Source organism: Streptomyces sp. NPDC001709, from assembly GCF_053596375.1.
Genome location: NZ_JBSFGB010000040.1, coordinates 23,921 through 34,507 on the forward strand (window position 1 = coordinate 23,921; position 10,587 = coordinate 34,507).

Here is a 10,587-nt window from a genome sequence, read left to right on the forward strand (position 1 = left end):
GTTACGGGTTTTCCGTGCCCCTATCCGATCACATCCGGGCTCATCGCACTCTGAAGACCGGCCCACGCGCGGTGAACGGGAGGTGACTTCCCTGCGGGATCAGATAGGCGTGCTCGCGGCGCACCCGCAGCACGTCGCACCAGCCGTCGGTGATCACCAGCACCGGTGCGGCGGGCGGGAAGTCCTCGGCCCGGTGCAGCAGGTCGACGCCTGGCTGCAGGACCGTGCCGCCGCGCCCGTGCACCCGTACCCGGCCCGCGATCTCGGTGACCGGCAGATAGCCGGCGTCGTACGGGGCGGCGTCGCAGAACACCACCCGGGCGGCCGGTACGTCGCGGGCCCCGGCGTAGGAGGCGATCGCGCCGAGCGCCTTGCCGAGCAGGGTGGGGCTCATCGAGCCGGAGGTGTCGAGGACGACGCCGAAGGTGCAGCGGGCCACCTCCTCGGGCGGGAAGTAGCGGCCCGCGCGGGGGATGTCGGGGGTGGAGGCCTGGCGGCGGGCGGGGCGGGCGTAGGACCGTACGGGCTCCGGGCGGGGCACGAACTCGTCGAACCAGCGGGCGAGTTGCGCGTCCCAGGGCAGTGGCGGATGGCTGAGCGCGCGGATCTCCTCGACGAGGCCGCCGGGCAGGAAGCCGCGCTCCTGCGCCTGGTGCAGGTCCAGGCCGCGGCTGAGGCCGCGCCGGTAGAACTCGTCGAGGTCGACGTAGTCGCCGGGGTGCCCGAGCGGGGCGCCGAGGACGTCGCCGGTGCCCTTGCCGCGCAGGGTGGCCAGGCGCCGGATGCGGCGCAGGTCGCCGGCGATGCGGTCGTAGACCTCCTCGGCGGACAGTTGGGCCAGGTGCGGGTCGTACAGCACTCCCTCGGGCATGGTGCCGACCCGCATCTCGGCCAGCCAGCCGTTGATGACGTAGTCGCAGGCGACATTGAACAGGAAGGGGTCGCGGGGGCCGCAGCGGTCGCCGTGGCGGAGGGCGGCGTGCAGCATCTCGTGGGCGAGGACGAACCGCCACTCCTCGTCGTCGAGTCTGCGCAGCGGGTTGATGTAGATCTCGCCGGCCTCGGGGTTCACGGCGGCGACGGCGATGCCGTGGGCGCGGGCGAGTTCGGCGTCGGCGACCAGTGTGATGCCGGCGGCGATGCCGCCGAGCAGCGGATAGGAGGAGACGAACCAGCTCAGGGCCCGCTCCCAGGGGCGCTGCGGGAGCCGTTCGCCGTCCAGGGAGTCCCGGCGGCCGCCCGCCATGTCCATCGCGGCGGACACGGTCCGGGTCAGCGCGGTGGCGAAGGTCAGCTGCCGGTCCGGGACCGGGCCCTGCCAGGGCTGCCATTCGGTGAGCAACTGGTCGGGGGCGCCGCCCGCGGTGCCGCAGCGCTCGTAGGCGGGCGGCAGGCCGTGGGCCCGCCAGCGCGCGGCGAGCCGCTCCTCGTCCCCGTCGGGGTAGTTCGGCGGCAGGTCCTCGGGGGTGGTGCCGACGGGGAAACCGAGCAGAAAGCGGTTCACCACGACACAGCGGGCGGCGAGGTCGTACCGGTCGGGCTGTTCGCGTCGGCCCCGGGCGGCCGGGACGTGCCCGAAGCCGAGGTGGAGGGCGGCGTGCGCGAGCGCCCAGGCCCAGGCGCCGGGTTCGGCGAGCCGGTCGGGGCGGGTGTGCACGGTGCCGTCGGAGTCGACGACGAGCAGGCCCTCGCGCGGGGCGAAGGCGCAGTTCTCGCGGCGGCAGACGCCGAAGTCGACGGCGGCGAGCGCCGGGTTGGCCCGCAGCAGCCGCATCCCCTCGGCGAACGCCTCGCCGGCCAGGTCGCGTTTCTTCTTCGGCAAAGTACGGCTCACCGCCGGGCCTCCACCAGGCGGGGCATGTCGCGGGCGGCCTCGACCAGGAACCACGAGGGCAGCACGGGGTTGCCGTCGTCGCCCGCGGCGATGACGGTCTGGGCGACCTCGACGGAGATCTCGGCGAGCTGCACCAGCAGCGACTTGGCGCGGTAGGCGATCTGCCGGCCGTTCGCCGACATGTGCTCCTTGCCGGCCGGCAGCTCCTTGACGAGCCGGCCGCGGAACGACTCCGCGAGGTAGTACAGCAGGTCACGGTCCTGCAGTCGGTGCGGCCAGCGGGCGTCGCCCTTGAGGATCGCCTCGATCCCGAACCGGCTGCGCACGACCTTGACGTAACCGCAGAACGCGGTCGCGTGCGCGGGTGTCAGCGTGCCGTGCGCGAGGACGGTCAGGGTCGGCTCGTCCAGATCGGCGCCGAAGGAGTGCAGGGCGTCGGAGAGCATGTGCCAGGAGCGGGGCGTGGAAAACGGTTCCTCGGTTTTCGGCGGCTTGGACCACAGGTGGTCGGGCCGGTCGGTGAGGTGGTCCAGGATCCACGGGTGGATGCCGTGGTCCGCGGCCCAGGTCAGCCAGTCCGTGGCGGAGACCTCCAGATGGACATGGGCGAGCCGGTTGACCAGGGCGGAGGCCAGCGGCCGGGCGAGCGCGTTGTCGGTGGCCCGGTTTCCGGCGCCGATGACGATGGATCCGGCGGGCAGCTCGTAGTTTCCGATACGGCGGTCGAGGATCAGCGAGTAAAACGCTTTCTGCACGTCCGGGGTGGCGGCGTTCAGCTCGTCAAGGAACAGGCAGTACGGCTCGTCGCGGGCGATCGTCTCCGGCGGGCAGAACACCGACCGTCCGTCGCGGATCTGCGGCACGCCGATCAGGTCCTCGGGCGCGAGCTGCGTACCGAGCAGGCTCACGCACTCCAGGCCGAGCGAATCGGCGAACTCCCGCACCAGGGACGACTTTCCGATGCCGGGGGCGCCCCAGAGGAACACGGGCCGGACGGTGGCGAGGCCGAGGAGGAGTTCGGGGACGCGGGCGGGAGTGACGGTGACGGCAGCCTGCAAGGCGGAGCATCCTCGAGGGTGTTCGAGTGGTGTACGACTCGAACAGTGTGGGTGTCGGGCCGGGCAGGCGCAGCCGATTTTCAGGCGGCCCGCTCGTCCTCGGTGTCGCCGGTTTCGGTGTCGCCGGTTTCGGTGTCGCCGGTCAGCGGCACCTGGGGCCCGTTCAGCTCGTCCAGCCAGCGGCGCAGTACCCGGTGCACCTGCTCGGCGCCGGTCAGTTCCGCCGCGCCGTCGACCGGTGCGGACAACTCCAGCGGGGAGAGCAGGAACGGGTGGGACTGGGCGCCGCCGAGACCGCCGTGGGAGCCGATCTGCTCCTCGAAGGCGAGGACCTCGCCGTCGGCGGGATCCAAGGCGGAGTTCACCATGATGTCGGCGGTGTGCGGGAAGGAGTGGGTACGGCGGACCGCGTCGGCGGCGCCGGGCCCGAACCGGGCCAGCGGGCCGGGCCGGGCGTCGAGCCCGTCGAGCGGGATCTCGGCGCCGTGGGCCCCCAGCACCACACCGCCGTGCTCCTCGCTGCGCACCAGCAGGAAGCCGATGCCGGGGTGGTTGGCGAGGGTGGTGAGCAGAGCGGGGTGGCGGGCGTCGATCTCCTCCTTGGTCATGCGGTGGGGCACGTCCGGGAAGGAAACCAGGCCGAGATTGCCGGAGGCCAGCACGATCGGCTCGGAACCGGGAGCGAACCGAGACGGGGGTCCCCCCGCCCGGAGGGGTGGGGAGGGGCGCAACTGCTCGCTCTTCTCCTCCACGGGCCTGCCCAGCGCCGCGCGTACGGCGGCCCGGGCCTCGGCTCCGCTGTGCGTCCGTTCGGCCCGGCGCGGCACGTGCAGCCCGCATCCGGCCCGGACCAGGTCGCCGAGGGTGAGGCCGTAACGGGAGCGGAAGGTCTCGCCGGGGCTCTGCCCGTGGTCGGAGAGGACGACGATGCGGTAGGGGCGGGGGGCGTGTTCGGCGACCCGCTGGAGGAGGGCGAGGCAGCGGTCGAGGCGCTGCAGGACCTTCTCGGCGTCCCGGCTGCACGGGCCGGAGTGGTGGGCGACCTCGTCGTAGGCGACGAGATCGGCGTAGACGGCGCTGCGCCCGGCGAGCATGTCACCCATCACCGCGGCGACGACGACGTCCCGTTCGACGACGGTGGCGAAGGCGCGGACCAGCGGGTAGAGGCCGCCGCGGCTCACCCGGGGGCGCTGCCTGCGGATCCGGGCGCGGGTGGACTGGCTTGTCTCGCGGGCCACCTCGGCGACGAAGGACAGGGCGGTGCGGACGGCGCCCGCGGGGTCGGAGAAGTAGGCGAAGTAGCCGGCGCGGGAACGGTTCTCCCGGCTGCGGCGGCGGGCCGCGATGGACAGGACGAGGGCCTGTTCACCGGCGCCGCCGCTGAAGAGGTTGCCGCGGCTGGCGCCATCCACGGCGAGCAGTCCACTGTCGCCGGTATGCAGTATGGCGCGGCGCTGCAGTTCGGCGGCACTCGTCGGTCGATTGCATACCATCACCTCCCCGCGGTCCTTCTCGTACCAGCGGAAGGCCGGCACGTCGAAGCTGCTGCCGTGGAGGATGCCGAGCTGGCTGGCACCGGTCTGGCTGGACCAGTCGGTGCGCCAGGGGGTGAGGCGGTGGGTCGGCTGTGGGCCGTCACCGGTGGACTGTATGCCGTCCGCGATCGGCTGTATGCGGTCGGCCGTCTTCCGTATGTCGTCAGCCTTCGGCAAGTCGCCTGTCGGCTGTATACCGTCGCCCGTCCCCAGCCAACGGGCGACCGTAGGCATCACCCCCTTGCGGACCGCGTCCGCGAGGACGTCGTGGCCGACGCCGTCCAACTGGACGAAGACCAGGCCGGGCGTGGTGGGGCAGGGCGGGTCGGATCTGCGGCGGCGGGTGGCCAGGCGGTGCAGGCGGCGCCGGTAGGTCTCGTCGTCGCGGACGGCGAGGGCCGCGCCCGTGGCCGAGGCGACGGCGGACATCACCGCGGCCACGATGACGGCGGTCTCGGGGGCCGCCTCGCCACGCCCGGAGGGGTTGATGCGCAGGGCGAGCAGCAGCAGGGAGCCGTTGAGGAAGAAGACCAGCAGGCCGAGCACGAGGGCGGGGACGAGCAGCAGGAGCCGGACCAGGAGGGGCCAGACCACGGCCGAGAGCACACCGAAGGCTCCGGCGCCGCAGGCGGCGGTGACGGCGATGCGGGTGGCGCTGTCGCCGTCGGCGGACTGGAGCTGGAAGTCGGGCAGGATCGCGGCGAGAACGAGCATGGTGAGGGTGGAGACCGCCCATACGGCGGTGCTCCGCCCGATCTGACTGGCGACCCGCCGCCACCGCACGCCCCGCACGCCTGGTCCACCCCACGTCCCGGCCCGCTCGACGCCGGGGCCTCGCTCCACCTTGTCACACGGCGCGCCGGGCAAATGATCCTGCGAGCTGATGGCATTGTCAGTCCCCCCTGTCATCATCCCGCCATGCTCTACGAAGACTTGGTGGCCGAATCCCACAGGAACGACCCGCTCGACGAGGTGAGGGCCGCCGCGCTCGAACCCACGGCGACCCAGGCCGAGATGGGCCGCCCGGGCCAGAGAGGCGGCCCCTAGCGGCCGTCGTAGCCGGCCGTCGGCATGGACAGCCGGCGGTGCACGCGTGCTTTCATCTGCGCGTCGTACGACGGCTCGGCCCGTCCGACGGTCTCCACGCGTACGCCGCGGCGGGCGCACTCGGCGGTGAAGGCCTCGACCGAGGACAGGGCGCGCTGGAGCACGCGCAGGCTGGGCGCGACGAAGACGTCCACTCCGGGCCGGACGCCGTCCCAGATTGCGCCGTGGTCGAAGCGCAGTCCACCGACGAGGAGTTCCCGGGCGATGACGTATCCGCGTTCGGCGGCCCAGCGGGCGCACATGGCGTGCTGGCTGCGGGAGTCGACGAGGAAGGGGTCCGCTTCCAGTTCTTCCAGCGGGGTCAGGCTGGCGATGGCGATGACCCGCACCGGTGCGGGCGCGGGCGCGTTGGAGGTACCCCGCGGCTGTCCCATGGCGTCCCCCTCACCTCCGGGTTTCGCCGCTGACCCTACTCCTGCCCGTAGGCTTCGGGGAGTCGCGTGAGGGAGGCGAAGAGGGTGCCGGTGGAGATCACCTGGTGGGGGCACGCCACCTGCACGGTTCAGGATGCGAACACGCGGGTGATCACCGATCCTTTGTTCGCCCGGCGGCTGGCGCATCTGCGGCGGCGCCGGGGGGCCGTGCCGCCGGCCGAGGCCCGTCGCGCGGACGTCGCGCTCGTCTCGCATCTGCACGCCGACCACCTGCATCTGCCCTCGCTGGCGGCCCTCGCCCCGGGCACGCGCCTGCTCGTGCCCCGCGGCGCACCACGGGCGGTGCCGGGTCTGCGCCGTCTGCGGCGGTTGCGGGTGACGGAGGTTGTCCCCGGGGACGAGGTGCGGATCGGTGAGCTGCTGGTGCGGGTGGTGCCGGCGCTGCACGACGGGCGGCGGCTGCCGGTGGGCCCGCGCCGTTCGCCCGCGCTCGGGTTCGTCGTGGAGGGTGCGGCGCGGACGTATTTCGCCGGGGACACCGGGCTGTTCGACGCGATGGCCGAGCGGGTCGGGCCGGTGGACGTGGCGTTGCTGCCGGTGGGCGGCTGGGGGCCGTTTCTCGGTGCGGGGCATCTGGACGCGGGGCGGGCGGCGCGGGCGCTGGCGCGGCTGGCGCCGCGGGCGGCGGTGCCGGTGCACTACGGGACGTACTGGCCGATCGGGATGGACGCGGTGCGGCCGCACGAGTTCCATGCGCCGGGGGACGAGTTCGTGCGGCTGGCGGCCGTGCTCGCACCGGGGGTGGCGGTGCACAGGCTGGGGCACGGGGAGAGTGTGCGGCTGGAGGTCGCGCGGTGACGTGGCTCGCCGATGCGTCGACAAGCGTGACGACCGGGTCAGCGCAGCAGGCGATCGGGTATCCGACGCTGTTCCTGCTGGTGTGTCTCGGGGCGTTGGTGCCGGTCGTGCCGACGGGGGCGCTGGTGAGTTCCGCGGCGGTGGTCGCGTTTCATCAGATGGCGCCGTTCGCTTTGGCGTTGGTGTTCGTGACGGCCTCTTTGGCCGCGTTCTGCGGGGACATCGCCCTGTACTGGCTGGGGCGGCGCGGGATGGGGTCGAGGAACGGGTCGCGGTGGCTGGAGGCGATCCGGTCACGCGCGCCGGAGGAGCGGCTGGCGCGGGCGCGGGGGAAGTTGGCGGAGCATGGGGTTGCGGTGCTGGTGTTGTCCCGGCTGGTGCCGGCTGGTCGTATACCGGTGATGCTGGCTTGTCTGATGGCGGATTGGCCGTCGCGGAGGTTTGCGCGGAGGAATCTTCCCGCGTGTCTGGCCTGGGCGGCCACGTACCAGGTCATCGGGATTCTGGGTGGGTCGTTGTTCCAGGAGCCGTGGGAGGGGGTTGTGGTGGCGGTCGCGCTGACCGTGGTGATCAGTGCGGCGCCCGGTGTGTGGCGGCGGGTTCGGGCTGCCGGGTGAGGTTTCGTCGCACCCCTTGAGGGGTGCCTCGCTCAAGCACCCTTGAAGCGCCCACCGGCAGGTCCCACAGGTCCTCCCGTTCCAGCCCCGCCTTCTCCCACGCCGCCCGTACCCTCGTGAGGGGTTCCAGGACCGGCTCCGCCGAGAGGATGAAGGTGCCCCAGTGCATCGGGGCCATGCGGCGGGCGCCTATGTCCAGGGTGGCCTGGACCGCTTCCTCGGGGTCGCAGTGGACGTCGCGGAGCCACCAGCGGGGGTCGTAGGCGCCGATGGGCATGAGGGCGAGGTCGATGCCGGGGTAGCGGCGGCCGATGCGGGCGAACCAGTGGCCGTAGCCGGTGTCGCCGGCGAAGTAGAGGCGCTGTCCGTCGGCGTCGGTGAGGACCCAGCCCCCCCAGAGGCTGCGACAGGTGTCGGTGAGGGTGCGCTTGGACCAGTGGTGGGCGGGGACGAAGTCGAAGCGGACGCCGGACAGTTCGGCGCCTTCCCACCAGTCCAGCTCGGTGACGCGGGTGAAGCGGCGGCGGCGGAACCAGCGGCCGAGGCCGGCCGGTGCGAACACCGGGGTGTCCCGCGGGAGTCGGCGCAGGGTGGGGGCGTCGAGATGGTCGTAGTGGTTGTGGCTGATGACGACGGCGTCGACGCGGGGCAGGGTGTCCCAGGGGATGCCGACGGGGGTGATGCGGGCCGGGGTGCCGAGGATGCGGCGGGACCAGACGGGGTCGGTGAGGACGGTCAGGCCGCCGATCCGGACGACCCAGCTGGCGTGTCCGGCCCAGCTGACGGCGAGGGTGCGGGTGCCGACGCGGGGCAGCGGGGCGGGTGCGCAGGGGAGCCGGGGGAGGTCGGCGAGGCCTTCGGGGCCGGGGCGCACGGAGCCTTCGCGGGCGAAGCGGGCGAGGGCCTTGAGGCCGGGCAGGGGGGCGGTGAGCCGGTCGTGGAAGGTGCGGGGCCACACCCGGCGTTCGCCGAGGGGGCGGGGCTCGGTCGGCGGGGGGAAAGGGGGTGGCAAGGGAGCCGGCGTGCCGCTGTCGCTAGTTGGTGCGGCGGATGCGGTCGCCGTGGCCGTGGTCGTGGTCGTGGTCGTGCCCGTGGTCGTGGTCGTCGTGGCCGATCCGTGCTCATGCGTCTGCTGCGTCATCGAGGGTGCTCCCATCGCTGAGCGTCGTCGCGGAGGTCGTCGAGGACCGACGTCAAGGAGATCAACGCGCGTTGCACGTGCGGCAGTTCCAACGGTGCGGGTGAGGTGAGACATTCCGCGCGTTCCTCGTCCGTGGCACCCAGCAGGGGGCCCGTGGCGAGTCGTACGCGCAATGCCCCCAGGTCGTCGCCGAAGCGGTGGCCGCCGGGCGCGGGCATGCCGAGCCGGGCGGTGAGGAGGTCCTCCAACTCCTGGGCGTCGCCGGCTCCTTGTGCGGCGAGGGGTTCGCGCAGCGGGCCGAGGTCGGCGTACAGGTGGCGGCCGGCCTGCGGGGGGCGGACGAGGGCGCCGGCGGCGACGACCGCGGCGTGCGCGGCGGCGGCCACGCGCGCGTGGAGCCGTACGGCGGCCTCGCGGCGCTCGGTGACGGGCGGGGGTTCGTCGAGGGCGTAGCCGGCCGCGGCGGCGACGGGTGCGGCGACGCGGTCGTCGAGCCCGGTGAGGATGTCGAGCACGCGCGCGTGGAGCTGCCGTCCGGGTCCGGTGGCGGGGAAACGGGCGACGGCGGCGGGCCAGCCGGCCGGCAGCAGGGATCCGGCGAGGTCGGTGACGACGGTGACCCGGTCGGGCCGCATCTCGGCGGGGCTGAGCAGGACGGTGTCGTGGGGGTGGTGCAGGGTGTCGCGCCAGGTCTCGTCGCTGACCAGGTGCAGCCCTTCGGCGGTGGCGGCCTCGACGGTCTCGTGCAGCAGTTCCGGCGGGGCGACGGTGGCGGTGGGGTCGTCGGCGACGGACAGCACGAGCAGCCGGGGATCGCCGCCCTCGGCGCGGACCCGGCGGACGGTCTCCAGCAGGGCGTAGGGGTCGGGGACGCCGCCGCTCTCGGCGGGGGTGGGCACGTGGTAGGCGGGCCGGCCGAGCACGCGGGCGTACGGTGCCCACCAGGCGGCGCAGGGGCGGGGTACGAGGACGTCGGCGCCGTCTCCGGCGAGTGCGGCGGTGAGGGCGAGCAGGAGGGCGGGGGCGCCTGGACCCGCGGCTACCTGGTCGGGGACGGTGGGCAGGCCACGCCGGGTCCAGTAGCCGCAGGCCGCCTCGAGGAGGGCGGGGGCGCCGCCGACGGGCTGGGGGTCGGCGCGGCTCGCGGCGGCGGCGAGTACGGCGGTGAGCTCGGGGAGCACGGGCAGGCCGTCGCCGGGCAGGGACGGGCCGTAGCGGACGGGGCCGTGGCCCTCGGGGTCGGTCCGCCGCATGTCCGCCTCCGCGCCGTCCTGGTGCCGTGTGCCGCCGTTCCGGGCCGGGTGGCCGGGGCGGGCTGTGTCGTCGTGGGCTGCTGTGTGGTTGGTGTCCCTGACCGGTGTGTCACCGCCCTGTCGTGCCGGTCGGTGTCGGCAGTGGCCCGTCGTTCCGCTTGGTGTGGTTGCCGCTTGCCGGTGTCCTTGTGAGGGTGTGTACCCGCCCGGCGGCCCTCCATGGGGGTGCAGGACGCTGCCCCGGTCACACGTCCGTGGGCCGGCCTCCCGCGGCGCCCCGGCGGCCCCACAGCCGGTAGCCGGCTCCGCCGCAGGCCGTGGCGATGAGGGCGGAGCCGGCGGCGAGGGCCGGGACCGAGTCGGTGAAGGTGCCTCCCGCGCCGGCCTCGACTCCGTGTTGCACGGTGGCCGGGTCGCATCCGCCGGTGTCGGGGGCCTGCCGCTCGTCGGGCCCGCCGCAGCCGTTGCCGTCGGTGCAGGGGCCGCCGTGGGTCGGCGCGCACCGCTGGCCGTCGTCGGGGCAGGCTCCGCCGCCGGAGCACTCCCGGCCACCGTCGTGGCACCGGCCGGGCTCGCGGCACGGCGTCCGACCGGGACACTTCTCCCCCGCCCTGCAGCCCATGCCGTCCTGGCAGGGTTCGCCCGGCTTGCATCCCCCGTGGCCGTCCAGGCCCGCACCGTCAGGACCCCCGCGATCCGGGCCCACGCCGTCCAGGCCCGCACCGTCAGGGCCCCCGCGGTCCGGGTTCACGCCGCCTGGTCGCACACCGCCCGGACCAACACCATCCGGGCCAGCGCTCTCCAGGCCGC

10 protein-coding genes are annotated in these 10,587 nt (G+C 74.0%); 3 read left to right on the forward strand and 7 right to left on the reverse strand.

Features of this window, described 5'->3' with window-relative positions; translation table 11 throughout:
* Positions 1-40: 40 nt before the first annotated feature.
* The 3 genes from ACWC0C_RS38845 to ACWC0C_RS38855 all read right to left on the reverse strand — a co-directional run bounded on the left by ACWC0C_RS38845 (position 41) and on the right by ACWC0C_RS38855 (position 5,219).
* Positions 41-1,774 carry a vWA domain-containing protein gene (locus ACWC0C_RS38845; RefSeq protein WP_450869189.1) on the reverse strand — a complete coding sequence of 578 codons (1,734 nt, stop codon included), beginning with the start codon at positions 1,772-1,774 and terminating at the stop codon, positions 41-43.
* A gap of 56 nt (positions 1,775-1,830) precedes the next feature.
* Entirely contained in the window at positions 1,831-2,892 is a 1,062-nt protein-coding gene (locus ACWC0C_RS38850) for an ATP-binding protein (RefSeq protein ID WP_450869129.1), read from the reverse strand.
* A gap of 80 nt (positions 2,893-2,972) precedes the next feature.
* Entirely contained in the window at positions 2,973-5,219 is a 2,247-nt protein-coding gene (locus tag ACWC0C_RS38855; protein ID WP_450869131.1) for a phage holin family protein, read from the reverse strand.
* Positions 5,220-5,345: 126 nt separating this feature from the next.
* Here ACWC0C_RS38855 and ACWC0C_RS38860 point away from each other — a divergent pair, with 126 nt between their 5' ends.
* Positions 5,346-5,474, forward strand: coding sequence for a hypothetical protein (locus ACWC0C_RS38860; protein ID WP_450869132.1), 129 nt, complete (start codon positions 5,346-5,348; stop codon positions 5,472-5,474).
* On the opposite strand, the gene ACWC0C_RS38865 is transcribed toward ACWC0C_RS38860, so the two are convergent.
* Positions 5,471-5,908, reverse strand: coding sequence for a hypothetical protein (locus ACWC0C_RS38865; protein WP_449202165.1), 438 nt, complete (start codon positions 5,906-5,908; stop codon positions 5,471-5,473). The genes ACWC0C_RS38860 and ACWC0C_RS38865 overlap by 4 nt on opposite strands.
* An 84-nt stretch (positions 5,909-5,992) precedes the next feature.
* Here ACWC0C_RS38865 and ACWC0C_RS38870 point away from each other — a divergent pair, with 84 nt between their 5' ends.
* Positions 5,993-6,766, forward strand: coding sequence for an MBL fold metallo-hydrolase (locus tag ACWC0C_RS38870; RefSeq protein WP_450869191.1), 774 nt, complete (start codon positions 5,993-5,995; stop codon positions 6,764-6,766).
* Positions 6,763-7,383 (forward strand): DedA family protein, encoded by a 621-nt coding sequence (locus ACWC0C_RS38875; protein ID WP_450869134.1) that lies wholly within the window; start codon positions 6,763-6,765, stop codon positions 7,381-7,383. The genes ACWC0C_RS38870 and ACWC0C_RS38875 overlap by 4 nt, the downstream gene beginning before the upstream one ends.
* Here the strand turns inward: ACWC0C_RS38875 and ACWC0C_RS38880 are convergent.
* From ACWC0C_RS38880 to ACWC0C_RS38890, 3 genes are all read right to left on the reverse strand, one after another.
* Positions 7,337-8,524, reverse strand: a complete 1,188-nt coding sequence (locus ACWC0C_RS38880; RefSeq protein ID WP_450869135.1) for an MBL fold metallo-hydrolase — start codon at positions 8,522-8,524, stop codon at positions 7,337-7,339. The genes ACWC0C_RS38875 and ACWC0C_RS38880 overlap by 47 nt on opposite strands.
* A complete protein-coding gene (locus ACWC0C_RS38885) occupies positions 8,521-9,777 on the reverse strand; it encodes an aminotransferase class I/II-fold pyridoxal phosphate-dependent enzyme (protein ID WP_449202168.1) in 1,257 nt (418 codons plus the stop codon). Before ACWC0C_RS38885 ends, ACWC0C_RS38880 begins: the two co-directional genes overlap by 4 nt.
* Positions 9,778-10,021: 244 nt before the next feature.
* Positions 10,022-10,399 (reverse strand): hypothetical protein, encoded by a 378-nt coding sequence (locus tag ACWC0C_RS38890; protein WP_450869137.1) that lies wholly within the window; start codon positions 10,397-10,399, stop codon positions 10,022-10,024.
* Positions 10,400-10,587: the final 188 nt, after the last annotated feature.